Origin of the sequence: Bradyrhizobium sp. C9, assembly GCF_002532045.1 — a bacterium.
GTDB lineage: Bacteria > Pseudomonadota > Alphaproteobacteria > Rhizobiales > Xanthobacteraceae > Bradyrhizobium.
Genome location: NZ_NWTG01000010.1, coordinates 180,519 through 207,088 on the forward strand (window position 1 = coordinate 180,519; position 26,570 = coordinate 207,088).

The 26,570-nt window shown below is 64.9% G+C and carries 23 protein-coding genes; 13 read left to right on the forward strand and 10 right to left on the reverse strand.

The window, feature by feature from the left end; all coding sequences use genetic code 11:
- Positions 1-9: 9 nt before the first annotated feature.
- Positions 10-1,455: a hypothetical protein gene (locus tag CO675_RS21195; protein ID WP_097673802.1), complete on the reverse strand. Its 1,446-nt coding sequence runs from the start codon at positions 1,453-1,455 to the stop codon at positions 10-12.
- Positions 1,456-1,479: 24 nt separating this feature from the next.
- Positions 1,480-2,310, reverse strand: coding sequence for a sterol desaturase family protein (locus CO675_RS21200; protein ID WP_097673893.1), 831 nt, complete (start codon positions 2,308-2,310; stop codon positions 1,480-1,482).
- 278 nt (positions 2,311-2,588) lie between these two features.
- On the opposite strand from CO675_RS21200, the gene CO675_RS21205 reads away from it, so the two are divergent.
- The 9 genes from CO675_RS21205 to CO675_RS21245 all read left to right on the forward strand — a co-directional run bounded on the left by CO675_RS21205 (position 2,589) and on the right by CO675_RS21245 (position 11,338).
- Complete coding sequence (locus tag CO675_RS21205; protein WP_092119027.1) at positions 2,589-2,753, forward strand: Flp family type IVb pilin; 165 nt, start codon at positions 2,589-2,591, stop codon at positions 2,751-2,753.
- A gap of 170 nt (positions 2,754-2,923) precedes the next feature.
- On the forward strand, positions 2,924-3,448 hold the full coding sequence (locus tag CO675_RS21210) for an A24 family peptidase (RefSeq protein WP_097673803.1): 525 nt from the start codon (positions 2,924-2,926) through the stop codon (positions 3,446-3,448).
- A 127-nt stretch (positions 3,449-3,575) separates the two neighbouring features.
- Positions 3,576-4,370 (forward strand): Flp pilus assembly protein CpaB, encoded by a 795-nt coding sequence (gene cpaB, locus CO675_RS21215; protein WP_097673804.1) that lies wholly within the window; start codon positions 3,576-3,578, stop codon positions 4,368-4,370.
- Between the two features lie 2 nt (positions 4,371-4,372).
- The gene (locus CO675_RS21220; RefSeq protein ID WP_097673805.1) at positions 4,373-5,851 is read left to right on the forward strand and encodes a type II and III secretion system protein family protein; all 1,479 of its coding nucleotides are present in this window, start codon (positions 4,373-4,375) and stop codon (positions 5,849-5,851) included.
- Positions 5,852-5,859: 8 nt separating this feature from the next.
- Positions 5,860-6,612, forward strand: coding sequence for a CpaD family pilus assembly protein (locus CO675_RS21225; protein ID WP_097673806.1), 753 nt, complete (start codon positions 5,860-5,862; stop codon positions 6,610-6,612).
- Entirely contained in the window at positions 6,609-7,877 is a 1,269-nt protein-coding gene (locus tag CO675_RS21230; protein WP_097673807.1) for a CpaE/TadZ family protein, read from the forward strand. The genes CO675_RS21225 and CO675_RS21230 overlap by 4 nt, the downstream gene beginning before the upstream one ends.
- A 24-nt stretch (positions 7,878-7,901) precedes the next feature.
- Positions 7,902-9,365, forward strand: a complete 1,464-nt coding sequence (locus CO675_RS21235) for a TadA family conjugal transfer-associated ATPase (protein ID WP_097673808.1) — start codon at positions 7,902-7,904, stop codon at positions 9,363-9,365.
- An 11-nt stretch (positions 9,366-9,376) separates the two neighbouring features.
- Positions 9,377-10,354, forward strand: coding sequence for a type II secretion system F family protein (locus CO675_RS21240; RefSeq protein WP_097673809.1), 978 nt, complete (start codon positions 9,377-9,379; stop codon positions 10,352-10,354).
- A 9-nt stretch (positions 10,355-10,363) separates the two neighbouring features.
- The gene (locus tag CO675_RS21245; protein WP_097673810.1) at positions 10,364-11,338 is read left to right on the forward strand and encodes a type II secretion system F family protein; all 975 of its coding nucleotides are present in this window, start codon (positions 10,364-10,366) and stop codon (positions 11,336-11,338) included.
- Positions 11,339-11,505: 167 nt separating this feature from the next.
- Here CO675_RS21245 and CO675_RS21250 read toward each other — a convergent pair whose 3' ends face one another.
- A complete protein-coding gene (locus CO675_RS21250) occupies positions 11,506-12,303 on the reverse strand; it encodes a tetratricopeptide repeat protein (protein WP_097673811.1) in 798 nt (265 codons plus the stop codon).
- Between the two features lie 208 nt (positions 12,304-12,511).
- On the opposite strand from CO675_RS21250, the gene CO675_RS21255 reads away from it, so the two are divergent.
- Together CO675_RS21255 and CO675_RS21260 are read left to right on the forward strand one after the other, a co-directional pair.
- Entirely contained in the window at positions 12,512-13,891 is a 1,380-nt protein-coding gene (locus CO675_RS21255) for a leucyl aminopeptidase family protein (protein WP_097673812.1), read from the forward strand.
- A complete protein-coding gene (locus CO675_RS21260) occupies positions 13,884-14,726 on the forward strand; it encodes a C40 family peptidase (protein WP_097673813.1) in 843 nt (280 codons plus the stop codon). Before CO675_RS21255 ends, CO675_RS21260 begins: the two co-directional genes overlap by 8 nt.
- 72 nt (positions 14,727-14,798) lie before the next feature.
- Here CO675_RS21260 and CO675_RS21265 read toward each other — a convergent pair whose 3' ends face one another.
- The 6 genes from CO675_RS21265 to CO675_RS21290 all read right to left on the reverse strand — a co-directional run bounded on the left by CO675_RS21265 (position 14,799) and on the right by CO675_RS21290 (position 23,282).
- On the reverse strand, positions 14,799-16,424 hold the full coding sequence (locus CO675_RS21265) for an ABC transporter ATP-binding protein (protein ID WP_097673814.1): 1,626 nt from the start codon (positions 16,422-16,424) through the stop codon (positions 14,799-14,801).
- A 3-nt stretch (positions 16,425-16,427) separates the two neighbouring features.
- Positions 16,428-17,612 carry an ABC transporter permease gene (locus CO675_RS21270; RefSeq protein WP_097673815.1) on the reverse strand — a complete coding sequence of 395 codons (1,185 nt, stop codon included), beginning with the start codon at positions 17,610-17,612 and terminating at the stop codon, positions 16,428-16,430.
- Positions 17,612-18,724 carry a microcin C ABC transporter permease YejB gene (locus tag CO675_RS21275; RefSeq protein WP_097673816.1) on the reverse strand — a complete coding sequence of 371 codons (1,113 nt, stop codon included), beginning with the start codon at positions 18,722-18,724 and terminating at the stop codon, positions 17,612-17,614. The genes CO675_RS21270 and CO675_RS21275 overlap by 1 nt, the downstream gene beginning before the upstream one ends.
- A complete protein-coding gene (locus CO675_RS21280; protein ID WP_198964683.1) occupies positions 18,725-20,596 on the reverse strand; it encodes an extracellular solute-binding protein in 1,872 nt (623 codons plus the stop codon).
- 17 nt (positions 20,597-20,613) lie between these two features.
- Positions 20,614-22,518, reverse strand: a complete 1,905-nt coding sequence (locus tag CO675_RS21285; RefSeq protein ID WP_097673818.1) for an extracellular solute-binding protein — start codon at positions 22,516-22,518, stop codon at positions 20,614-20,616.
- Positions 22,519-22,733: 215 nt separating this feature from the next.
- Entirely contained in the window at positions 22,734-23,282 is a 549-nt protein-coding gene (locus CO675_RS21290) for a c-type cytochrome (protein ID WP_097673819.1), read from the reverse strand.
- 199 nt (positions 23,283-23,481) lie between these two features.
- Here CO675_RS21290 and CO675_RS21295 point away from each other — a divergent pair, with 199 nt between their 5' ends.
- Both CO675_RS21295 and CO675_RS21300 read left to right on the forward strand, forming a co-directional pair.
- A complete protein-coding gene (locus CO675_RS21295) occupies positions 23,482-24,222 on the forward strand; it encodes a 3-deoxy-manno-octulosonate cytidylyltransferase (protein ID WP_097673820.1) in 741 nt (246 codons plus the stop codon).
- 33 nt (positions 24,223-24,255) lie between these two features.
- Positions 24,256-25,116, forward strand: coding sequence for a prephenate dehydratase (locus CO675_RS21300; protein ID WP_097673821.1), 861 nt, complete (start codon positions 24,256-24,258; stop codon positions 25,114-25,116).
- 54 nt (positions 25,117-25,170) lie between these two features.
- Here the strand turns inward: CO675_RS21300 and CO675_RS21305 are convergent, their stop codons facing one another.
- Positions 25,171-26,193 carry an LLM class flavin-dependent oxidoreductase gene (locus tag CO675_RS21305; RefSeq protein ID WP_097673822.1) on the reverse strand — a complete coding sequence of 341 codons (1,023 nt, stop codon included), beginning with the start codon at positions 26,191-26,193 and terminating at the stop codon, positions 25,171-25,173.
- Positions 26,194-26,570 lie beyond the last annotated feature (377 nt).

The following is a 26,570-nucleotide window of genomic DNA, read 5'->3' on the forward strand; positions in this document are numbered from 1 at the left end:
GCAGCGGCTTCAACTGGCGGCGCGGACGTGAACGACCACGCGGTCATCGGCGTAGAGCCGCTGCCATCCTGCGATGTGATCCAGCAATCTGGACGCCGGCGTGGTCGGATCGAGCATCACCGCATCGATGTCATGGGTCGCGAGCAGATTGAGGAAGCCGTTGACGTCCTTGAGCTGAACCGCACGGACCATGCTCATGCCGAACGCCTCGCCGTAGAGCTCGGCACGCCCGTCGATGAACACCGGCATCTGGCGCCAGATCAGGTAGCCGCCGAACTGCAGATCGTTGAGCACGCGCTTGACGTTGTGCGCCTTCATCGCGTCGACGGCGGCAGCCGGCGAATAGATCGGCGGTGGCGATATGACCTGGCGCGCGGCAACGACCGAGGTCCACGCGCAAAGCCCGACGATCAGGATTGCGGCCGGAGCAACTCTCGGGCGGACGGCGCTGGCGGCACGCAGCCCGAACTGGGTGGCGACCGGCGTCAGCACGGCCAGCGGCAGCAACAGGGCGAACAGCTCGAGATTTCTGACATGGGACAGCGCCATATGCAGCAGGCCCAGCACCAGGATGATTCGCGGCAGCGGCAACCTCGCCCCGAAATAGAGCGCAGCGCCGAGCAGGCCGAGGATCGATAGTCCGAACGGGTCGATCTCGCTGAACGTCGCCGGCCTCCATTCCGTGATGAGATGCAGCAATTCACCGAGGCCGAGAATCCTGAGCGAGGCGAGGATCGAGCCCCAGCCATAGGGGGTGACGCAGCACGCCGCCAGTGCGCCGATGCCGAACGCCCCCCAGCGCAGCGCCAGCGCCAGCCTTTGGGCCGGCAAGGCATTCCACATCGCATCGAGGGCAAATGCGCCGGCCAGCACCAAACCGAACAGAAAGCCGCCGTGCAGGTTGGCCCACAGCGCGATCAGCGGCAGCAGCCAGAACGAGGGCGCCTCGCGGCGCTCGCTGGCGGTCATCAGGCCGTTCGCCCAGATGATCATGATCGGCATCGCCAGCACGTGCGGACGGGCCAGCAGGTGCCCGCAGGTCAGAACCAGCGCAGCGAGGGCGATCAGGCTCGCGCACATCGTCGGCAGCACGCGGTTGAGGATGGCGGTGAGCAGCGCGAAGCTGGCGGCGGCGCCGGCGGCGGCCAGCGCCACCGGGCCGGTCCAGCCGGCGAGGTCATAGGCCTTCGCGAACAGCACCTGCGCCAGCCAGGATGACGACACCCACGGCTCACCGGCCTTGGTGAACGAATAGATGTCGACGGACGGCAGCGTGTGATGATCGAGGATCCAGCGGCCGACGGCAATCTGCCAATAGGTGTCGGAATCGGCGAGCAGCCTGTCGCCGACGAGCAGCAGCAGCGCATAGACGCCGCACGCCACCCAGAACCAGGCCGGGAGCTCAACGAACCTGGAAGCCTTCGCGCGCGGGAAGGTCGCGGTCTCAGCGCTCATGATGGCACCGGCCGGCTGGCGGCGTCATTGCCGGAACGGATAGGCCAATTGTCCGCCGATCTCGGACGGCACGCCCTGCTCGGCATCGACCCCGTAGTCTTCCGGGAGCTTGCCTTCGGGCATCCGGAACGTTCCGAACAGAATGTCCCAGAGCGGAAAGGTGCCCGCGAAATTGGTGTCGCCGCCTTCCTCGAGCCCGGTGTGATGCCAGCGGTGAAATACCGGCGTCGCGATCACGTATTTGAACGGGCCGAGCGTCCAGCTCAGGTTGGCGTGCACGAACGCCGAATGGAATGTGGTGAACGGGCCGACCCACAACATGATGTTCGGAGAGATGCCCGCCATCAGCAGGATCACATCGACAGTGATCGTGCCGATCAGAAGATTGACGGGATGGAAGCGTGCCGCCGAGATCCATTCAAGATCCTCGGAGGAATGATGAATGGCGTGGTACTTCCAGAAGGCGCCGCCATGGAACATCCGGTGCAGCCAGTACAGCATGAAATCGGAGGCGACGAGAAAGATGATGGACTGCAGCCAGAGCGGAAGCTGCGCCAGAGGGCCATGTCCGTTCTCGTAGAACGCGATCAGATCGTCGGTGTCGTGAACGTTGAACACCACGGCTGCGCCGAGCACCAGGAGCCCGATCCGCAGCACGCGGGCGAACACCGGCACGAAGAACCAGTAGCAGATGTCGGTGACCAGCTCACGCTTCTGCCACCACGGCTTGCCGGGATTGCAGGCCCAGAAATGAGTGAGCACCGTGAAGAACAGCGCCAGCGCGATGGTGATCGGCACCACCTTCATCATCGTCTGGCCGATCATCTCGATGACTTCAAAGGGAAGGCTGGGCATGACGGCCTCATTCGACGGAAGCCCCATGCGTATAGATGTGCGCTTAAGGAGCCGTGAACAGGTGCCGATAGCGGGCCCCGGCAACAGTCTACAATTCTAGCGGGCCGCTTAATTCCAAATTTACTGTGCACAACAACTGCGGGTTCCCGCTGTGTTTTTACGATCAAATTAACTGCACCGAAATTGTCGAACCGTAGGGTGCCGCAATGGTCACGGTGCTGAGAACGCCGGCGAGACCAAATCTAGTTCGACCAGCCACGTGCACACAGGAGTTACTTATGAAGAACCTCGTTTCGCGCTTCGTGAAGGACGAATCGGGCGCGACCGCCATCGAATACGGCCTGATCGCCACCGGTATCGCCATCGCGATCATCGCTGCGGTCAACGGCGTCGGCAAGAATCTCTCGGGCACCTTCAACACGGTCGCCAGCTCGCTGAAGTAAGCCAGTTCCAACGAACTCGCATCAAAGGTCCCGGTACCCCCGGGACCTTTGCTATTTGGCGGACCGGCCGCCGGCGCCTCGAGGGCGGCCACGGCAGCCTTTCCCGATTGTTCACCATTGGCCGCTAGCGTCGGGTCTCGACCGCAGCTCCAGCTTGACGGCATGAATCCATGATCCTCGACATCGCACGCTTGATGCTGTTTCCGGCCCTGATGGCCTTCGCGGCGGCGAGCGATCTGTTGACCATGACGATCCCGAACCGGATCTCCCTGGCGCTGGGGGCCGGCTTCTTCGTGCTGGCGCCGCTGATCGGGATGGGCGTGCACGACATCCTCAGCCATGCCGGCGCGGGCGCGCTGGTTCTGGTGGTGGCATTCGGCATGTTTGCGATGGGCTGGGTCGGCGGCGGAGACGCCAAGGTCGCCGCTGCGGCCGGCCTGTGGTTCGGGTTCGAGCATCTGCTCCCCTATCTGGTCTTCGCCTCGCTGTTCGGCGGCGCGCTGACGGTGCTGCTGCTGCAGCTCCGGCAGTGGCCGCTGCCCTATGCGCTGGCGAACCAGGCCTGGCTCAGCCGCCTGCACGACAAGCAGACCGGAATTCCCTACGGCATCGCACTCGCCCTCGGCGCCCTGCTGATCTATCCCGAGACGGACTGGATCAAGACGATCGACCTCGCGCACTTCGCGATGCGCTGAGAAAGCAGCGGTAACCGCGCGTTAAGGCGATTTAGATACGCCTCATTAACCATGCTTTGACGAATAGCTGGTCAACTCCCATCACGGCGGCGGCAGCGTCGCGGCGTCATGTGGAAAGTGAAGCGTAATGGATAAGGCCCGCATTCTGGTCCTCGCAATCGCAGGCTGCGCCGGCCTTGCGGCGCTCTATTTGGCGAGCGGAAGCGACGACAAGCCGGCGCCGCCTCCGCCGGTCGCGCAGCTGCCCACCGTCGACATCCTGGTCGCGAAAACCGACATCGGCCTCGGCCAGGCCGTGAAGCCCGAAGACCTGCAATGGCAGACCTGGCCGGCGGCAACCGCCAGCGCCAGCTTCATGCGCAGGGACAGCAACGCCGAAGCGATCAAGGACGTGACCGGCTCGATCGCGCGGGCCCCCTTCATCCAGGGCGAACCGATTCGCGAGCAGAAGCTCGTCAAGGCCGACGGCAGCGGCTTCATGGCCGCGATCCTGCCGACCGGCATGCGGGCGGTATCGACCGAAATCTCACCCGAGACCGGCGCCGGCGGCTTCATCCTGCCGAATGACCGGGTCGACGTCCTGCTGTCGAAGCGGGACAAGAATCCGGATCGCAACGGCGCCGACATCGTCAACTCCGAAGTGATCCTGACCAATATCCGCGTGCTCGCGATCGACCAGGCACCGAAGGAAAAGGACGGCACCAACGCACTGATCGGCAAGACGGTGACGCTGGAGCTGAAGCCCGAACAGACCGAGACGCTGGCGCGCGCGCGCCAGAGCGGCGTCCTGTCGCTGGCGCTGCGCAGCATCGCCGACAACAACGCGCCCGAAACCAAGATCGACGACAACCGGCAGAGGCGCGGTGACACGATCAACGTCATCCGCTTTGGCGTTGCCAACCAGGCGACGATGCAGAAGTGACCATGAGGACACACGTGATGAAGCGCGGGGCAACTCAACGGACGATCCGGGCCTTCATGGTCCGCGCATTGTCGTTCTCGGCCGTCGCGGCGCTCACGCTCAATCCGGCGCTGACGCCGGTGGTGGCGAGCGACTACCGTGCCGCGCCGGCCCCCACCTCGGCCGATGGCCAGATGAACGCTCGCTTTCTCGCACTCGGGGTCGGCAAGTCGGTGGTGATCGATCTGCCCCGGGACATCAAGGACGTGCTGGTCGCCGATCCCAAGATCGCCAACGCCGTGGTTCGCTCGGCGCAACGCGCCTATATCATCGGCGCGACGGTCGGCCAGACCAACATCGTGTTCTTCGACGCCGCCGGCCAGCAGATCGCGGCCTATGACATCGCCGTCAAGCGCGACCTTAACGGCGTGCGGGCTGCGCTGCGCGCGGCGATGCCGAATTCCGATATCCAGATCGAGGGCGTCGGTGACGGCGTCGTGCTGACCGGCAGTGCGGCGACCCCGGTCGAGGCGCAGCAGGCCGGCGAGATCGCCGCGCGGCTGGTCGGCGGCCCCGAGAAGGTCGTGAACTCCATCGCGGTTCGCGGCCGCGACCAGGTGATGCTGAAGGTCACGGTTGCCGAAGTCTCGCGCAGCCTGATCAAGCAGCTCGGCATCGACCTCACCGCGAACCTCAACTACGGCACGACCGTGGTCAAATTCGCCAACAGCAACCCGTTCACCGCGAACAGCTCACCGCTGGTGTCCGGCAACAATCTCACCACATCGTTCGGATCGTCGGTGTCGGCGACGATCCGCGCCATGGAAAGCGCGGGTGTCGTGCGGACGCTTGCCGAACCGAACCTGACTGCGATCTCGGGCGAATCGGCGACCTTCATCTCGGGCGGCGAGTTTCCAATTCCGACCGGCGTGACCTGTCAGACCTCGTCGACGGGCGCGATCGGGAATTGCGTCCAGACTGTCAGCTTCAAGAAATTCGGCATTTCGCTCAACTTCACGCCGGTGGTGCTGACCGAAGGGCGCATCAGCCTGCGCGTGATGACGGAAGTGTCGGAAGTCTCGACCGAGAACGCGCTGACCGGCGGCGCGGGTGGCACGACGATCCCTTCGATCAAGACCCGCCGCGCCGAAACCACGCTGGAAATTCCCTCCGGTGGCTCGATGGCGATGGCCGGCCTGATCCAGGACCAGACCAAGCAGGCGATCAACGGCCTTCCCGGGCTGGCGTCGCTGCCTGTGCTCGGCACGCTGTTCCGCAGCCGCGACTTCGTCAACAACCAGACCGAACTGATGGTTCTGGTGACGCCCTATGTCGTTCGCGCCGTGGCGCAGAAGGACCTGTCGCGTCCGGATGACGGCTTTGCCAATGCATCCGATCCGCAGGCCGACCTGCTCGGCAGCCTCAATCGCATCTACGGCGTGCCCGGCCGCACCGAGCCGGCGCGGAATTACCGCGGCACCTACGGCTTTATTACCGACTGAGGCGGACGATGACACAGACCACACCCAGACCATCCGCCGATTACAAGCGCACCGCCGGTCTCGCCGGCGTGCTCGTCGGCCTCGCCATGACGCTCGGCGCCTGCCAGCACGCCGCCGACAACAGCTTCGCGATGGTGGACTCGCCGGCCGACTATCGCCAGCGTCACCCGATCGCGGTGACCGAGGCCGATCGCTCGATCGTGGTCTTCGTCGGCCGCAGCCGCGGCGGGCTGACTGCGGAGCAGCGCGCCGAGGTGATGGGAATGGCGCAGGACTGGATGCGCGAGGGCACCGGCGCCGTCACCATCGACGTCCCCGCCGACACGCCGAACGCCCGGCCCGCGCAGGAATCGTTGCGCGAGATCCAGGCGACCTTCGCCGCCGCCGGCGTGCCGCCGCGCGGGATCCTCGTGCGCAAATACCATCCCGAGAACCCGCGCCTGATGCCCGCGATCCGCGTGAACTATCCAAAGATGAAGGCTGAGGCCGGGCCGTGCGGCCTGTGGCCGGAGGATCTCGGCCCGTCGATGCACAACGGATCCTACATCCAGAACAAGCAATACTACAATTTCGGCTGCGCCAATCAGCACAACCTCGCAGCCATGGTCGAAGACCCGACTGATCTCGTGCAGCCGCGCGCGGAGACCCCTGCCTACACGTCGCGCCGCAATATCGCCTTCGAGAAGTATCGCAAGGGCACCACGACCGCCACGACGTATCCCGAGTCCGACAGGGCCAAGCTAAGCGACACAGGAAAATGATCACCTACGCGCAGCAAAACTCCGAAGAGCAGACGGACGCCCCGCCGCAGGCCGTGGACGACCATATTGCTCCGGCGCCGCGGGTCTCGGTCCAGGCGTTCTGCGAGACGGTCGAGACCGCTGCCGCCGTCCAGTCGGCGGGCGAGGATCGCCGGCTGGCCAAGGCTCACCTCAAGATCCAGATGGGCGGCATGGCGGCCGCCATCGAGGCCTATCGCTCGGCGCCGACGCCCAATGTCATCATCCTCGAGACCGAGGGCCGCAGCGACATTCTGGCCGGGCTCGACCAGCTCGCCACCGTGTGCGACGCCGGCACCCGGGTGGTCGTGATCGGCCGGGTCAACGACGTCACGCTGTATCGCGAGCTGGTGCGCCGCGGCGTCAGCGACTACGTGATTGCGCCGGCACATGCGATCGACGTGGTGCGCGCGGTCTGCAACCTGTTCTCGGCGCCGGAAGCCAAGGCGGTCGGCCGCGTCGTCGCCGTCGTCGGCGCGAAGGGCGGCGTCGGCGCCTCGACGATTGCCCACAATATCGCCTGGGCGATCGCCCGCGATCTGGCGCTCGATTCCGTGGTCGCCGATCTCGACCTCGCATTCGGCACCGCCGGCCTCAACTACAACCAGGATCCGGCGCAAGGCATCGCGGATGCGGTGTTCTCGCCGGACCGCGTCGATACCGCCTTCGTCGACCGCCTGCTGTCGAAATGCACCGACCATCTGAGCCTGCTGGCGGCACCGGCCACGCTCGACAAGGTCTACGATTTCGGCGCCGAGGCGTTCGACGCGATTTTCGATACGCTGCGCACCACGATGCCCTGCATCGTGCTCGACGTACCGCATCAATGGTCCGGCTGGACCAAGCGCGCGCTGATCGCGGCCGACGACATCCTGATCGTGGCGGCGCCCGACCTCGCCAATCTGCGCAACGCCAAGAACATGTTCGACCTCTTGAAGGCATCACGGCCGAACGACCGCGCGCCGCTGTACTGCCTGAACCAGGTCGGCGTGCCGAAGCGGCCGGAGATCGCGGCGAGCGAATTCGCCAAGGCGATCGAAAGCCCGCCGATCGCCGCCATCCCGTTCGATCCGCAGATCTTCGGTTCGGCCGCCAACAACGGCCAGATGATCGCGGAAATCTCCGCCAATCACCGGGCGGTCGAGATGTTTCTGCAGATGGCGCAGCGGCTGACAGGCCGCGGCGAAACCAAGAAGCCGAGGGGGTCCTTCCTGTCGCCCCTGCTCGAAAAGCTGCGGTCCAAATAGTGGTCCGCGTGGAGTCAAGTCGTCGTGTTTGGTAAGCGTAGCGGAAACGATGGGGATATGCGGGCACCCAAGCCCGCCTTTCAGACGCCGGAGCCTGCCGGCTCGTCGCCGATCGCGCGCGAGTCCGCCGCGCCGACGATATCGTCACCGCCGCTGGCCCCTGCCAAGCCACCGCCTGCTCCCGCCGTCGAAGCCCGCCGCTCGGACAACTACTACCAGGTCAAGGCGACGATCTTCGGCGCCCTGATCGAGGCGATCGACCTTGCCCAGCTCGCCAAGCTGGACAGCGAATCGGCGCGCGAGGAAATCCGCGACATCGTCAACGAGATCATCGCGATCAAGAACATCGTGATGTCGATCGCCGAGCAGGAAGAGCTGCTCGACGACATCTGCAACGACGTCCTCGGTTACGGACCGCTGGAGCCGCTATTGTCGCGCGACGACATCGCCGACATCATGGTCAACGGCGCCGGTACCGTGTTCATCGAAGTCGCCGGCAAGATCCAGCGCACCGGCATCCGCTTTCGCGACAACCAGCAGCTGCTCAACATCTGCCAGCGCATCGTCAGCCAGGTCGGTCGGCGCGTCGACGAGTCCTCGCCGATCTGCGACGCTCGCCTCGCCGACGGCTCGCGCGTCAACGCCATCGTGCCGCCGCTGGCGATCGACGGGCCCGCGCTCACCATCCGCAAATTCAAGAAGGACAAGCTGACGCTGGAGCAACTCGTCAAGTTCGGCGCGATCACGCCGGACGGGGCGACCATCCTGCAGATCATCGGCCGTGTCCGCTGCAACGTGATCATCTCGGGCGGCACCGGCTCGGGCAAGACAACGCTGCTGAACTGCCTGACCAACTATATCGAGCACGACGAACGCATCATCACCTGCGAAGACGCCGCCGAACTTCAGCTGCAGCAGCCGCATGTGGTGCGGCTGGAGACCCGGCCGCCGAACATCGAGGGCGAGGGCCAGGTCACGATGCGCGAACTGGTCCGCAACTGCCTGCGTATGCGCCCCGAGCGCATCATCGTCGGCGAAGTCCGCGGGCCCGAGGCATTCGACCTGTTGCAGGCGATGAACACCGGTCACGACGGCTCGATGGGCACGCTGCACGCCAACAATCCACGGGAAGCACTGTCGCGCTGCGAATCCATGATCACCATGGGTGGTTTCTCGCTTCCCTCGCGCACCATTCGCGAGATGATCTGCGCCTCGGTCGACATCATCGTGCAGGCGGCGCGCCTGCGCGACGGCTCGCGCCGTATCACCCACATCACCGAGGTGATGGGCATGGAAGGCGACACCATCATCACCCAGGATATCTTCCTCTACGACGTGGTCGGGGAAGATGCCAACGGCAAGATCATCGGCAAGCACCGCTCGACCGGCATCGGCCGGCCGCGCTTCTGGGAGCGTGCGCGCTACTACAATGAAGAGAAGCGGCTTGCGGCGGCGCTGGATGCCTCCGACTCGCCGGCGCCGGTCTAGGGAAACTCAGGATGCAGACGCAAACCCTTGCCCTGGCCTTCCTCGCCGCCGTCACCGTGGGCGGCATCGCCTGGGTCTTCCTCTATCCCTACCTTTCGGGGGAAAAGAAAGCCGAGTCGCGCCGCGCATCGGTGGCGCGCAGCGAACCGTCGACGACGCGAACCACCGACCGCACGCAGCGCTCCCGCCGCGAGCAAGTCGAAGGATCGCTGAAGGAGCTCGAGGCGCGTCGGCAGAAGGACAAGAAGGTCTCGCTCGGCGTGCGCATCTCGCAGGCCGGGCTGGAGTGGTCGGAGCAGAAATTCTGGATGATCTCCGGCGCGCTCGGCCTGTTCGGGTTCGGCATGGCATTCTTGGTCGGCGGCGGCCTGCTTGGCGCTGCCGGCATCGGCTTTGCCATGGGTCTCGGCCTGCCGCGCTGGCTGCTCGGCTTCCTGAAGAAGCGGCGGGAAAAGGCCTTCCTGAAGGCGCTGCCCGACGCCGTCGACGTCATCGTGCGCGGCATCAAGGCCGGCCTGCCGCTGTTCGAATCGCTCAAGGCGGTCGTCAACGACGCATCTGAGCCGTTGCGCAGCGAGTTCCTTGCGATCATCGAGACCCAGGCGATCGGCATGCCGCTCGGCGAGGCCTGCGCCCGGCTCTACGAACGCATGCCGCTGCCCGAGGCGAACTTCTTCGGCATCGTGATCGCGATCCAGCAGAAGTCCGGCGGCAACCTGTCGGAGGCGCTCGGCAACCTGTCGCGGGTGCTGCGCGACCGCAAGAAGATGGCTGAGAAGATCCAGGCGATGTCGATGGAAGCGAAAGCTTCCGCCGCCATCATCGGCTCGCTGCCGCCGATCGTGATGATCCTCGTGTTCCTCACGACGCCGGACTACATCGCCCTGCTGTGGACGAACTCGATGGGCCAGCTCATGCTGGTTGCCTGCGCCGTCTGGATGTCGATGGGCGTGCTGGTGATGAAGAAGATGATCAACTTCGATTTCTGACGGTGCGGCATGATTGATATTCTGGTCTCCAAGCTCCACGACGTCAGGTTCATGACGATGCTGCTTGCCTTCATCGCGGCAAGCGCGACGGTCTACACGCTGGTGATGCCGCTGCTCGCCGGCGGCGACCTCAACAAGCGTATGAAGGCGGTCGCCAGCGAGCGCGAGCGTCTCCGGCAGCGCGAGCGCGATCGTCTTGCCAAGACGGAGAAGGTGGCGCTGCGGCAGACCCCGAAGCAGGTCGTCTCCAGGGTGGTGGACGATCTCAACCTCACGAAATGGCTCGCCCAGGAAGCGGCGCTCGAGAAGCTCGTGATGGCGGGCTATCGCGGTCACGCCCCCTACGTCACCTTCCTGTTCGCCCGCGCGGTGACGCCGATCGTGCTGCTGCTCGGCGCCATCGTCTATACGTTCTTCATCGCGGGCGCGAACTGGTCGCTCACGCTCAAGATCGGCATTTGCGTCGGTGCCACCTATGCCGGCCTGCAGGCGCCGATGCTGTTCCTGAAGAACGCGATCTCCAAGCGCCAGCTCCAGATCAAGCGCGCCTTCCCGGATTCGCTCGACCTGCTGCTGATCTGCATCGAGTCGGGCATGTCGGTCGAAGTCGCGTTCCGCAAGGTCGCCAACGAGATCGTCGGACAGTCGATCGCGCTGTCGGAGGAGTTCGCGCTGACCACCGCGGAACTGTCTTATCTGCAGGACCGCAAGTCCGCCTACGAGAACCTGGCGCGCCGCACCGGGCTCGAGGGCGTGAAGTCGGTGTGCATGGCCTTGCAGCAATCCGAACGCTACGGCACGCCGCTCGGCCAGAGCCTGCGCGTGATGGCGCAGGAAAATCGCGACATGCGCATGAACGAGGCCGAGAAGAAGGCGGCGGCGCTGCCGCCCAAGCTGACCGTGCCGATGATCCTGTTCTTCCTGCCCTGCCTGTTCATCGTGATCCTCGGGCCGTCCTACATCAAGATCGCCACGATGCATTGAGCCGCGCCGCCGCGTCGGCCTCCTCCTCCCCCTGAAAGGGGGAAGGTCAGGATGGAGATCAACCGCAGACGACGCTTCATGTGGAGAGAGCAGATCCCCACCCGCTTTGCTCCGGCGAGCAAAGCGGCCTCCGCTTTTCAAGGGACGTTTGGATCTGCCGTGTCGGCTTAGTCGTCCTTGGCGACGACAGGCGCGGCGCGCGAGGAAATCCGCGGACCGTCCTTGCGGTTCAGCATGTCGCGGAGATAGGCGACATTGGCCGCCGCCTCATCCGCCGGCAGGTCGGCCTTGACGATGGTCTCGGCCTCCGCGAAACGGCCCTGCAGGCCGACGACGAGCGCAAGGTTCTGCCGGATCCGGGTGTCGGCGCGGGCGCTGGCATAGGCCTTGCGCAGCGTCTCTTCCGCCTTCGGCAATTCCTTGGTCAGCATGTAGGACAGGCCGAGATTGGACAGTACCGAGGGCTCGTCCGGGGCCAGTCGAAGCGCACTGGCGTAATAGCGCCGCGCTTCGTCGTGCCGGTTCAACTTGTCGAGCGTGGTGCCCTGCACCGACAGGATCCGCCAGTCCGGATTGTCCGGACTGTGCGCGCGGCTCAGCACGTCGAATGCGGCCTGCGAATTGCCGTTGTCGGCGAGCGCACGGCCATAGGCGGCGAGCAGCGGCTTGCTGCCGGGGTTGGCGAGCGTGGCCTGCTCCAGCACGGCGCAGGCCTGCGAACGCTGTCCGGACATGCGCAACGCCTGGCCGTAAGCGATCGCAGCGTCGACATCCTTGGGATTCTTGCGATAGCGCTCGCCATAGACATCGAGATTGCGGCGCGGATCATCCGGCACCGGATCGGACCGGGACGCGATCGATCCGGTGACATCGGACATGGTCTGGCAACCGCCAAGCCCGGCGGCGAGGACCGCCACGAGGGCTGCGGACGTAAGATGCCGGGTCAAAATGGACTGTCGACGCATGGCACTGTGACTCACGAAATCGGGCAAATGGATCGAGCCGAGCGTGCCAGCAATAGACTGTTAACCCTAACGTCTGGTTAACTGGCGGCACCCGCAACCGGCGCGCCGGTTCCAATCGCCGCGGGTCGCATCAACCGCGGGCGCGCTACCATCCACCGCGAAAGCCGTGTTAGTCACCAGCAACGACGCCAGAACAGCCGAGAGCCGCATGCCATCCGTGTTCGAGACAGCACCCACGACCGCCGTCACGCCGATCACTTTCGTCACCAAGGCGACATGGGACGCGATCCGGAGCGAGCTGCCGGCGCCGGCGCGCCAGTTCGCGGAAGCCAATGACTTTGCGGCCAAGCCCGGCAAGGCCCTCGCTTTGCCAGCAGCCGACGGCGGCATCGCGCAGGTGCTGTTCGGACTGGAGGATGCAGACCACAAGGCGCGCGATCCGTTCCGTGCCGGCGCCCTGCCCGGCCTGCTGCCGCCGGGCGTCTACCGCTTCGCCAATGCGCCACACGACACGCGGCTTGCCGCGCTCGCCTTCGCGCTCGGCTGCTACCGCTTCGGCCGCTATCGTAAAAACAAGGCTCCCGAGGTCCGCCTGGTGCCGCCCGATGGCGTCGACACGGCCGAGATCGCGCGGATGGCGGATGCCGCGGCGCTGGCGCGCGACCTCATCAACACGCCGTCCAACGACATGGGCCCGGCCGAGCTCGCCGAGGCCGCGCGCGACCTCGCAGCGCGGTTCGGCGCCGCCTTCAATTGCATCGATGGCGACGAGCTCGCGCAGAATTTCCCGCTGATCCATGCCGTCGGCATGGCATCGACGCGTGCACCGCGGCTGATCGATCTGAGCTGGGGCGATCCGGCCCATCCGAAGGTGACGCTGGTCGGCAAAGGCGTCTGCTTCGACACCGGCGGGCTCGATCTCAAGCCGTCGAGCGGCATGCTGATCATGAAGAAGGACATGGGCGGCGCCGCCAACGTGCTGGCGCTGGCGCAGATGGTGATGGACGCGAAGCTGAAAGTGCGGCTGCGCGTGCTGATCCCGGCGGTCGAGAACGCGGTTGCCGGCAATGCGTTCCGCCCGCTCGACATCTTCAAGTCGCGCAAGGGCATCACTGTCGAGATCGGCAACACCGACGCCGAGGGGCGGCTGGTGCTCGCCGATGCGCTGGCGCTGGCCGACGAGGAGACCCCGGACCTGCTGGTCGATCTCGGCACCCTGACCGGCGCGGCGCGCGTGGCGCTCGGCCCGGATCTGCCGCCGTTCTACACCAATGACGAGGCGCTCGCCGGCGACGTCGCAGCATATGCAAGGAGCGAGAACGACCCGTTGTGGCGGATGCCGCTGTGGCCGGCCTACGATGCCTGGCTCGACTCCAAGACCGCCGACATCACCAACGCGCCGTCGGGCGGTTTCGCCGGCTCGATCACCTGTGCGCTGTTCCTGCAGCGCTTCGTCGAGCACGCCAGGAGCTGGCTGCATGTCGACATCTATGGCTGGACGCCGTCGGCGAAGCCCGGCCGCCCCGAGGGCGGCGAGTGCCAGGCGGCGCGCGCGATCTACAAACTGCTGAGCCAGCGCTATGCATGATGCCAGACTGACGCCGGCCCGCGCCGACCTCGCCGCGAAATATCTCGAAGGCAAGGTGAAGGCGACGCGCTTCGTCGACGGCGAGACCTTCGAGGTCTTTGAGGCCATCGCGCCGCTGCGCCGGGCGCCGGCGGCCGATGCCGAGCAGATGACGCAGGCACTCCGGGGCGAGCGCGTCACGGTGTACGACCGCAACGGTGAAGGCTGGGCCTGGGGCCAGCTCGCCGATGACGGCTATGTCGGCTGGATAGCCGAGGCCGCCCTGACAACGCCCGGCGCGGCGCCGACGCACAAGGTGACGGCGCTGCGCACGCTGGCGTTTCCGGGACCGTCGATCAAGCTGCCGCCGGTCGACGCGCTGACGATGGGGACCAAGCTCGCAATCACCCGCGAGGACGGTCCCTTCGCGCTGACCCGCGAGGGCTGGCACCTGCCGCGCCGGCATCTCGCCGCTCTCGATACGATGGCGCAGGATTTCGTCGCCATCGCCGAGCAGTTCGTCGGCACGCCCTATCTCTGGGGCGGCAAGTCGAGCCTCGGCATCGATTGCTCGGGCCTCGTGCAGATCGCGCTGACCGCCGCCGGCACCGGCTGCCCGCGCGACAGCGACATGCAGCAGGACGGGCTCGGCCGCGAATTGACGCCGGCGGAAGCAAAGCATCTGCAGCGCGGCGACCTGATCTTCTGGAAGGGCCATGTCGCCATCGTGCGCGATGCGACGACGATCGTGCACGCCAACGCGCATCACATGGCAACAGTGGTGGAAAACACGCAGGCTGCAATCGCGCGGATCAAGGCCGCCGGCAGCGAGGTCGCCGCGATCAAGCGGCTGTAGCAGATCCATCCCCGTCATCCCCGCGCAAAGGCGTCGCCTTTGCGCGGGGATGACGGGGGCGACATGAGTGGATTACGTCGCCGCCGTCCCGTCGCCGGCCGCTTCGATGTGGAACGCGGCGGCGAACAGCGCGCGGGTGTACTCGCTCTTCGGATTCTTGAACAGCTCGGAGGCCGGCCCCTCTTCCTCGACCTTGCCGGATTTCATCACGATCAGGTGGCTGGCGAGCGAGGCCACCACGCGCAAATCGTGCGAGATGAACATGTAGGTGAGGTCGCGCTTGCGCTGCAGGTCGCGCAGCAGATCGACCATCTGGGCCTGCAGCAGCATGTCGAGCGCACTGGTCGGCTCGTCCAGCACGACGAAGTTCGGCTCCAGCACGACCGCTCGCGCGATCGAGATGCGCTGGCGCTGGCCGCCGGAGAATTCGTGCGGATAGCGGAAGCGCCACTCCGGATCGAGCCCGACGTCCTTCAGCGCCTTGATCACCCGCACCTCGCGCTCCTCGCGCGACAGCTGCTTCTGGTGCACCTCGAGTCCCTCGGCGATGATGTCGGCGACCGACATGCGCGGGCTGAGCGAGCCGAATGGATCCTGGAATACGATCTGCATGTCGCGGCGGAACGGCAGCATCTGCTTGAAGCGCAGGCCCTGGATGTCCCTGCCGAGGAATACGATCGGTCCATCGGACGAAATCAGCCGGAGCAGCGCCAGCCCGAGCGTGGTCTTGCCGGAGCCGGATTCGCCGACGACGCCGAGCGTCTCGCCCTTGCGCACGGCGAGGCTGACGCCATCGACCGCCTTGATGTGGCCGACGGTCGAGCGCATCAGCCCGCGCTTGATCGGAAACCAGACCTTGAGATTGTCGGTCGACATCACAACCGGCGCGCCCGGCTGCGGCGGGGCCGGATCAGGCTTCGGTTCGGCCGCCAGCAGCGCCTTGGTATAGGCGTGCTTCGATGCGGTGAAGACCTGCTCGACCGGGCCCTGCTCGACGATCTTGCCGTTGTTCATAACACAGACGGTGTCGGCGATGCGGCGGACGATGCCGAGGTCGTGGGTGATGAACAACAGGCTCATGCCGAGCCGCGCGCGGATCTCGGCCAGCAGGGCCAGGATCTGCGCCTGCACGGTGACGTCGAGCGCCGTGGTCGGTTCGTCCGCGATCAAGAGATCGGGCTCGTTGGCAAGCGCCATCGCGATCATCACGCGCTGGCGCTGGCCACCGGACAATTGATGCGGATAGCTCTTGAGCCGCGTCTCCGGCTCGGGGATGCCGACCTGGCCGAGCAATTCCAGCGTCCGCGCCCGCGCCGCCGCCCCGCTGATGCCGCTGTGCAGCGACAGGATCTCGCCGATCTGGGATTCGATGGTGTGGAGCGGATTGAGCGAGGTCATCGGCTCCTGGAAGATGATCGAGATGTCGTTGCCACGGATCCCGCGCATCTCGCGTTCCGACGATCCCAGGAGGTCGCGGCCCTTGAAACGGATCGCCCCGGAGGGATGCGAGGCGGCCGGATAGGGCAGCAGCCTCAACACCGACAGCGCGCTGACCGATTTTCCCGAGCCGGATTCGCCGACCAGCGCCGTGCATTCGCCGCGCTTGATCGAGAAGGAGACGCGATCGACCGCAAGCGAGCGGCCGAAGGCGACAGAGAGGTCGCTGACGTCGAGCAGGGGCTGGTTGGTCGCGTCCATGCGTCAGCCCTTCGAGAACGTCTTGCGCGGATCGAAGGCGTCGCGCGCGGCTTCGCCGATGAAGATCAGGAGCGACAGCATGATCGCGACCGAGAAGAAGCCGGTGAGACCGAGCCACGGCGCCTGCACATTGGCCTTGCCCTGCGACAGCAACTCACCGAGCGAGGGCGAGCCGGGCGGCAGCCCGAAGCCGAGGAAATCCAGCGCCGTCAGCGTCATCACCGAGGACGAGACGATGAACGGCAGGAACGTCATGGTCGCGACCATCGCGTTCGGCAGCAGATGGCGGAACATGATCACACGGTTGGAGACGCCGAGCGCGCGCGCCGCCTGGATGTATTCGAAGTTGCGGCCGCGCAGGAATTCGGCACGGACCAGGCCGACCAGCGAGACCCATGAGAACAACAGCAGGATGCCGAGCAGGATGAAGAAGCCCGGCGGCAGCACCGCCGAGATGATCAGCAGCAGATAGAGCGAAGGGATCGCGGTCCAGATCTCGATGAATCGCTGGAAGCCGAGATCGATCCAGCCGCCGAAATAGCCCTGCACGCCGCCGGCGGCAACGCCGATGATCGAGGACAGGATGGTCAGCGTCAGGCCGAACAAGACCGAGATGCGGAAGCCGTAGATCAACCGCGCCACGACGTCGCGACCCTGATCGTCGGTGCCGAGCCAGTTGTATTCGAGGTCGCGGCAGCCGGTCAGGCCCTTCTTCTGCACCACGTCCTTGCACTGCTCTTCGGTCAGCATCCAGGTCGGTTTCGACGGCGCCGGTGTCGGCAAATCCAGATTGTGGGTGTCGTAGGAATAGCGGATCGGCGGCCAGATCATGCTGCCGCCCTTGGCGGCGATCTGCTTCTGCAGATAGGGGTCGCGATAGTCGGCGGCGGTCTCGAAATCGCCGCCGAAGGTGGTCTCGGCATAGCTGGCCACAACCGGCCAGTAGAGATGGCCGTCATACTTCACGAGCAGCGGCTTGTCGTTGGCAATGAAATTGGCGAACAGCGACAGCACGAACAGCACGAGGAAGATCCAGAACGACCAGTAGCCGCGGCGGTTCGCCTTGAAGTTCTGCCAGCGTCGCTGGTTGAGCGGCGATGGCGCGAAGGCGTGGCGGGTGGCGGGCACCGCCTCGCCCATCGGCGATTGCGTCGAGGTCTCGACCGGCTGGGGCGCGAGCAGCGTCATCAGACCTCCCGCGCCTCGAAGTCGATCCGCGGATCGATCCACATATAGGCGAGGTCGGACAGCAGATTGACCACCAGTCCGACCAGCGAGAAGATGAACAGCGTCCCGAACACCACCGGATAGTCGCGGTTCAGCACGCTCTCGAAGCCGAGCAGGCCGAGCCCATCGAGCGAGAAGATGGTCTCGATCAGCAGCGAGCCCGAGAAGAATGCGTGGATGAACGCGCCCGGAAAGCCCGCGATCACGATCAGCATCGCGTTGCGGAAAATGTGGCCGTACAGCACCTGGCGCTCGCTGCAGCCCTTGGCGCGCGCGGTCATCACGTATTGCTTGCGGATCTCGTCGAGGAACGAGTTTTTGGTGAGCAAGGTCATCGTCGCGAAGGCGCCGAGCGCCATCGACACCAGCGGCAGCGTCAGATGCCAGAAATAGTCGATGATCTTCCAATACCAGGGGAATTGCGCCCAGCCGTCCGAGGTCAGGCCGCGCAGCGGGAAGATATTGAGGAACGAGCCGCCGGCGAACAGCACGATCAACAGGATCGCGAACAGGAAGCCCGGGATCGCAAAGCCGATGATGATCACGGCCGAGGTCCAGGTGTCGAACCGCGAGCCGTCCTTCACCGCCTTGCGGATGCCGAGCGGGATCGAGATCAGATAGGTCAGTAGCGTCATCCAGATCCCGAGCGACATCGAGACCGGTAGCTTCTCTTTAATCAACTGGAGCACGCTGACGCTGCGGAAATAACTTTCGCCGAAGTCGAACCGCGCGAAATTCCAGACCATCAGCGCGAACCGCTCCGGCGCCGGCTTGTCGAAGCCGAACTGCACCTCGAGCTTCTTGATGAAGTCGGGGTCGAGCCCCTGCGCACCACGGTATTTCGAATTGATCGCACCGCCCGCTGCGCCGCCGCCCTGGCCGCGCTGCGCGCCGAAATCGCCGCCACCACCCGAGACGCGCGAGGTGCCGCCGGTGTCGGCGCCGTTGATCTGCGCGATGACACGCTCGACCGGACCGCCGGGAGCAAACTGCACGACCACGAAGGAGACGAACAGGATGCCGAGCAGCGTCGGCAGCATCAGCAGGATACGTCGGGCGATATAGGCGCTCATCTACTTCGCCTGCTCGAGCTTCGCGGCCTTGGCCGCATCGTACCACCAATTCTCCGGCGCTCCGACGCCCTGGGTATACTTTGCCAGCTTCTCGGTGTGTCCGAACTGATCCCAATAGGCGATCGGATGCGTGTTGCGGTACCATTGCGGCACCCAGTAGCGACCGGCGCGAAACACGCGGTCGAAGGCGCGGCAAGCGACCGTCAGCTCATGGCGGCTGTTGGCGCCGATGATCTTCTCGATCAACGCATCGATCGCGGGATTGGAAATGCCTGCGAGATTGTAGGAGCCCTTGGTCTTCGCCGCCTGCGAGGAAAAGAACGGACGCATGCTGTCGCCCGGCGTCGCCGAGGCGCTGAAGCGCTCCATAGTCATGTCGAAATCGAAGTCCTCGACCCGGGCTCGATACTGCACTGCATCGACCAGACGGAATGTCGCGTCGATGCCGAGCGTACCGAGATTCTTGATGTACGGCCCATGGTGCGGTTGCAGCGACGGCTCGTCGTTGAGGAACTCGATGGTCAGGGCTTCGCCGTTCGGCAGCACGCGCTTGCCGTCCTTGATGACACAGCCGGCCTCGTTGAGCAGCTGCACCGCCTTGCGCAGCAGCGCACGATCCTGACCGGAACCGTCCGACATCGGCGGCACGAACGGCAGGCCGAACACCTCGTCGGGCACCTGGCCGCGGAACGGCTCGAGCAACGCAAGCTCCTCCGGCGGAGGCGGCCCCTCCGCCACCATGTCCGAGTTCTGGAACGGCGAGACGGTGCGCGCATAGGCATCGTACATGATGGTCTTGTTGGTCCACTCGAAGTCGAAGGCGCAGATCAGCGCCTCGCGCACGCGTGGATCCTTGAACTTGTCGCGGCGCATGTTGATGAACCAGCCCTGCGCACCGGACGGAGTGTCGTCGGGCAGCGTCTCGCGCTTGACCCGTCCGTCCTTGACCGCGGGGAAATCGTAGCGCGTCGCCCAGACCCGCGCGGTGAACTCCTCGCGGAACAGATAGCTCTTCGAGGTGAAGCCCTCGAACGCCACGTCACGGTCGCGATAGAATTCGTAGCGGACGGTGTCGAAATTGTAGCTGCCGCGATTGACCGGAAGATCGGCGCCCCACCAGTCCTTGACGCGGTCGTATTCGACGTAGCGATTGACCTCGAACCGGCCGACCTTGTACGGCCCCGAGCCGAGTGGCGCATCGACCGTCGATTCCTCGAACGAGCGCGTCGCATAGTACGCCTTGGAGAAGATCGGCAGGCTCGCGACATAGAGCGGCACGTCGCGCGCGCGCCCCGCCGCGAAGGTCACCACCACGGTTGCATCGTCCGGCGCCTCGGCCTTGACGAAGTCGCGGAGCTGCACCTGGATCAGCGGATGGCCCTTTTCCTTCAGCGTATTGAGCGAGAAGGCGACGTCCTGCGCGGTCAGCTTCGAGCCGTCATGGAAGCGCGCTTCGGGGCGCATGGTGAAGCGGTAGATCAGCTTGTCCGGCGAGATCTGTACCGATTTCGCGGCAAAGCCGTACATCGCGTCTGGCTCGTCGTTGGCGCGCGACATCAGCGCCGCGAACGTCATGTCCATTCCCTGCGCGCCCTCGCCCTTCAGGACATAGGCGTTCAGCGAGTTGAAGGTGTAGTAGGACTGGTTGTAGGCGCGCACCCACGGAATCACCGAGAAGGCGCCGCCTTTCGGCGCCTTCGGATTGACGTAGTCGAAAATCTGGAAATCCGCGGGATATTTCAGATCGCCGAACACCGACATGCCGTGCATCTCGGTTCCGTTGTCGGCTGCCGCCGGTGCAGCACGCATGCCTGCAGCACCCAACGCACCGATGCCGAGGCCGAGTGCGTGCCGACGGGAGAATAGCGCCATGCGCGGATCCTTGAGCTTTATGAACGCTTGAGCTTGGCCGCCTTGTCGGCGTCGTACCACCAAAGATTTGGGAATCCTGAAACTGCATATTTCGGCAGCGGATCGGGATGACTGAAGCGATCCCAATAGACATAGCGCTGCTTGTCGTAGTTGAAGTGTGGAACGCAATAGAAGTTCCAGAGCAGAACCCGGTCCAGCGCTTTGGCGGCCGCAATCTGATCGGCGCGGCTGTTGGCGAAGATGATGCGCTCGACGATGGCATCGACGGCCGGATTCTTGATGCCGGGAAGATTGTTCGAGCCCGGCCGGTCGGCAGCCTGCGAACCGAAATTGTCGCGCTGCTCGTTGCCGGGCGAGATCGACTGTCCCCACACCTGGGTGACCATCTCGAAATCGAAATCGCGTACCCGGTTCTGGTACTGCACGGTGTCGACGGCACGCAAATTGACGGTGATGCCGAGGCGCTCCAGGCTCGGCTTGTAGAACAGCGTGATCCGCTCCATGCCGGAATCGCCGCTGTTGCCGAGGATCTCGACCGTAAACGGCTGGCCCGAGGAATCGACCAGCTTGCGATCACGAATCTCGAAGCCGGCTTCCTTCAGCAGCCGCGTCGCCTCGCGCAGATTGGCGCGGACGTTTTCCGGCGTGCCGCCGACCGGGTTCGTGTAGGGCGTGGTGAAGACTTCCGGCGGCACCTTGTCGCGCACCGTCTCCAGGAGCTCGAGCTCCTTGCCCTCCGGCAGGCCGGTCGCCATCAGATCGGGGATGCCGTCGAAATAGCTGGAATCGCGATGGTACTCCCCGGTCGAGAGCACGCGGTTCATCTCTTCGAAATCGAATGCGTAGTTGAAGGCGCGGCGCAGCCTGGGGTCCGCGAATTTCGGACGCCTCAGGTTGAATACCCAGCCCTGCATCCGGCCTTGATTGCGGACGGTGAAGAGCTCCTTGAGCAGCCGCTTCTCGCGCACCGGGGGAACGTCATAGGCCGACGCCCATTCCTTGGCACTGCGCTCGTTGTACCAATCGAACCCGTCGGCCTTCAGCGCCTCGCGCGCGACGGTGTCGTCGCGGAAATACTCGTAGCGCAGCTCATCGAAATTGTTCTGTCCGATCGCGATCGGAATGTCCTTGCCCCAGTAATCCTTGACGCGCTCAAGCACGACCGATCGTCCGGCAACGAACTCCTTGATCTTGTAGGGGCCCGACCCAAGCGGCGGCTCAAGCGTGCTCGCGGTGATGTCACGCTTCTTGCCCTGCGCGTCGGTGCCTTCCCACCAATGCTTGGGCAGGATGATGAGCTGGCCGGTGATCATCGGCAGCTCGCGGTTGCCCGGGCTGTCGAAGGTGAACTTGACGTCGCGATCGCCGATCTTCTCGGCCTTCGCGATATGCCGGTAGTAGGCGCTGAACATCGGGCTGTTCGCCTTCAGCGCCTCGAAGGAGAAGATCACGTCTTCAGGCGTGACCGGTTTGCCATCGTGCCAGCGCGACCCGGGACGGAGGCGGTATATCACGTAGGAGAAATCGTTGGGGAAGGCTGCGCCCTCGGCGAGCTCGCCGTAGTAGGTATCGGGCTCGTCGAGCGAGGCTTCCATCAGCGAGTCGTAAATGCGGGTGACCGCCGCGGCGACCGTGCCCTTCAATCCCGCAACGACCAGGTTGAAGCTGTCATAGGTGCCGGGCTGGAACAGCCGCACCACGCCACCCTTCGGCGCATCCGGCTTGACGTAATCGTAGCGCTTGAAGTCGGCCGGGTACTTGATTTCGCCATAGGTGGAGAGGCCGTGCCGCCATTTCAGCCCGTTCGGGGCGTCGTCGGCGAGGGCCGGCGTGATCGCCGACAGGCTGGAGTTGAATCCGAGCGCCGGAGCGAGTGCCGCCAGTGCGCTGCCTTGAAGGAGGTGTCGTCGGGTGATCGCCAAATTCGCTCTTCCTGCTTGCGGCCCCGGTTACATGGGACCCAATATAAGGCAACGGTTCGACAAATTACGTTGCTTTTTCCTCATGATATTGGCCCGGGAACAATATCGGTGCGGCGAAACGTCCCGATAACAACCCCGCGACAGCGGATTCCCCATGCGAAAACGGCCAGGCAGTGCCTGGCCGTTTCATCCACATGCTTGCGCGAAGCAATTCGTTACTTCGAAGCGGTCGGGAGCGGAGCCGGGTGCTCCGAGTTCGAATTCAGATAGGCGATGATGTCGGCGCGCTCGCTGTCCTTCGGCACGCCGGCGAAGCCCATCGCGGTGCCCGGGACGAAGCCCTTCGGGTTGGTCAGGAACTTGTTCAGGTCGTCGAACGACCAGTCGCCGCCCTTGCCCTTCATCGCGGCCGAGAAATTGAAGCCACGGCCCTCGCCCTTCTTCTCGCCGACGATACCGTAGAGGTTCGGACCGACGCGGTTCGGGCCGCCCTTCTCGAAGGTATGGCAGGCCTGGCATTTCTTGGCGGCGGCTGCGCCCTTCTCGGCGGAGGCGGTCTGCAGCAGCTTCTCGATCGGCTCGGAGGCGGCCGCAGCGGCCTCGCCGCCACCGCCATGGGACTCTTCCTTCACCGCGATCTCAAAACCCGGCTTCTCCGGCATCTTGGCCGAAAAGACCGATCCGGCGGTAAAGCTCATCACCAGGACGACGATGCAGGTGCCGAGAACCGCACCGAGGATTTTGTTGAGTTCGAAGGAGTCCATTTCGGTCAGGCTCCGGGCCTTGAATGTCGACTTCAGGCCGGGAATACGGCCGCGGGGAAAGACCCGGGAATCGACCTTTCGTGCCTCCCCCAGGCAGGGTTGAGATATCGGTTTGCCCGCGCTCTGGCAACCCGTATAAACGCGCCGAATTCAACCTCCTCCCCGCCAATTTCCGCAGGCCGGACGGGCCCCGACACCCATGACCCAACCCCGTACCTTGGTGCTGATTCCGGCCCGCATGGCCGCCACGCGGCTCCCCGGCAAACCGCTGCTCGACATCGCGGGCGCGCCGATGATCGTCCATGTGCTGCGGCGGGCCGAGGCGGCCGGGATCGGCCGGGTCGCGGTCGCGACCGACACGGCCGAGATCGCAGCCGCGGTGCAGGCTGCCGGCGGCGAGGTCGTGATGACCCGCCCCGACCATCCGTCCGGCTCGGACCGGATCCATGAGGCGATGACGATCCTCGATCCGGACGGCGTGGCCGAGATCGTGGTCAATCTGCAGGGCGATTTCCCGACCATCACGCCCGAGACCATCCAGAGCGTGATGCCGCCGCTGGCCGACCCCACCGTCGACATCTCGACGCTGGCCTCACGCATCCATACCGAGGAAGAGGATCAGGCCCCCAGCGTCGTCAAGGCGGTCGGCTCGCCGATCGGCGCCAACCGGCTCCGCGCGCTGTATTTCACCCGCGCCACGGCGCCCTATGGCGACGGGCCGCGCTACCACCATATCGGCCTCTACGCCTACCGCCGGGCCGCGCTGGAGCGGTTCGTAGCGCTACCGCCCTCGCCGCTGGAGCAGCAGGAGAAGCTCGAGCAGCTGCGCGCGCTGGAGGCCGGGATGCGGATCGACATCACCATCGTCGACACCGTTCCCCGCGGCGTCGACACCCCGGCCGACCTCGAAACCGCCCGCAGAATACTTTCCAAAGCCTGACCGGGTGCTAAAAGGCCCGCCAGGAAAGAACCCATGACCAAGAAATTGAAAATCGCGTTCCAGGGCGAGCCTGGCGCCAATTCCCATATCGCGATCGTCGAGGCCTATCCCGACGCCGAGCCGATGCCCTGCCCAACCTTCGAGGACGCGCTGGCCGCGATTTCCTCCGGCGAGGCCGATCTCGGCATGATCCCGATCGAGAACTCGGTCGCCGGCCGCGTCGCCGACATCCACCACCTGCTGCCCGCCTCGGGCCTGTTCATCGTCGGCGAATGGTTCTTGCCGATCCGCCACCAGCTGATGGCGGTGAAGGGCACCAAGCTCGCCGACATCAAGAGCGTCGAGAGCCACGTCCACGCGCTCGGCCAGTGCCGGCGCATCATCCGCAAGCTCGGCATCCGGCCGATCGTCGCCGGCGACACCGCCGGCAGCGCCCGCGACATCTCCGAGCGCGGCGACAAGAGCGTGGCGGCGATCGCCTCGCGCCTCGCCGCCGATATCTATGGCCTCGACATTCTGGCCGAGGACATCGAGGACGAGGCCCACAACACCACCCGCTTCGTGGTGCTGGCGCGCGAGGCCAAATGGGCCGCGCAGAGCTCCGGGCCGCTGGTCACAAGCTTTGTCTTCCGGGTGCGCAATTTGCCTGCCGCGCTCTACAAGGCACTCGGGGGCTTCGCCACTAACGGCGTCAACATGACCAAGCTCGAAAGCTACATGGTCGACGGCAATTTCTTCGCCACGCAATTCTATGCCGATGTCGACGGCCATCCCGACGATCGCGGACTGGCCTTTGCGCTGGAGGAATTGAAATTCTTCTCGCGCGAATTCCGCATCGTCGGCGTCTATCCCGGCCACCCGTTCCGCGCGACCTTTAGCGAAACGCAGGACTAGGCGGAGCGAGCGCAGTCTCTCCACGCGTCGTCCCGGCGAAGGCCGGGACGACAATCATGCTGTGGCTGCGCTCTTTGCAAGCCTGAACGCCTCCGCGAGCAGGCTGTACGACTTCTTCCGCGCCGCGTGGTCGTAGACCGCTGATATCACCATCAGCTCATCGGCCTGGCTCGCCGCGATCAGCGGCTCGAGCTTGGTCATCACGGTTGCGGGGCTGCCGACGAAAATTCGCGCGCGGTTGCGCGCGATCGAGGCGCGCTCGGCGTCGGTGTAGGGATAGGCTTGCGCTTCCTCGACGCTCGGCAGCGGCAGATACTGGCCGCGATCGCGGCGCAGCCGGTTGAGATCCATCGACATCGCAAGCTGCTCGGCTTCCGCATCGGTCTCCGCCGTGACGACGGCGACCGCCAGGATCGCCTGCGGCGCCGTACGCCAGCCCGACGGCTTGAAATGCGCGCGATAATTCGTCATCGCCGCGATTGCGTCGTGAGTGGCAAAATGATGCGCGAACGCAAAGCCCATCCCGACCTGCGCGGCGAGTTCGGCGGAATAGTCGCTCGAGCCGAGCAGCCAGATCGGCGGCAGCGGCGAATCGTCCGGCATCGCCACCACATTGTTGTAGGGATGGCCGGCCGGGAAATCGCGTGTCTCCCAAAGGGTCAGCTCATGCAGCCGCTCGAGGAAGTCGTCTCCCTCGCGGCGATCGAGCCGGCTGCGCAGCGCGTAGGCCGTGGCGCCATCGGTGCCGGGCGCACGGCCGAGGCCGAGATCGATGCGTCCGGGAAACAGCGCCTCCAGCATCTTGAAGCGCTCGGCAACCACCAGCGGCGCGTGGTTGGGCAGCATCACGCCGCCGGAGCCGACGCGGATATGTTGCGTCACCGCCGCGATCTGCCCGATCATCAAATCGGGCGCAGGGCTTGCCACCGAGGCGAGGTTATGGTGCTCGGCGAGCCAATATCTGACGTAGCCGAGACCATCGACATGGCGCGCCAAATCGATGCTGTTGCGGAGTGCAGCGGCCGGTTTGGTGCCTGTGGTGACGACGGACAGGTCGAGGACGGAGAGCGGGATCATGGCCGCCAACCTAGTGTGGCGTCACGAGGCGACAAAGACCTCGGCCGCGCAGACCAGTCCCGCACCGGAAAGTCGGCGTCGGCCATCTCGATCATTGGGACGAAATACGAAGATTCGCCGCCAATTCACCCTGCCCACAATCGATTCAGATATCCGAGCGGCCTCAAGTATCAAATTTTATTATTATAATTCAATATTATAACCTCAGATTTCACCAATCGTCACCACAGCCCACTGTTTATCCTCGATCGTTGATTTTGACCATATATTCGCCGCTAATGGGCAATTTCCCATGTTCGATGGGCTATTTTGGCCCACCGGTTTGGCTTATCTTGGAGGCTCCATATCCAGGCCGGACGTCTGCCCTCCAGTTACGG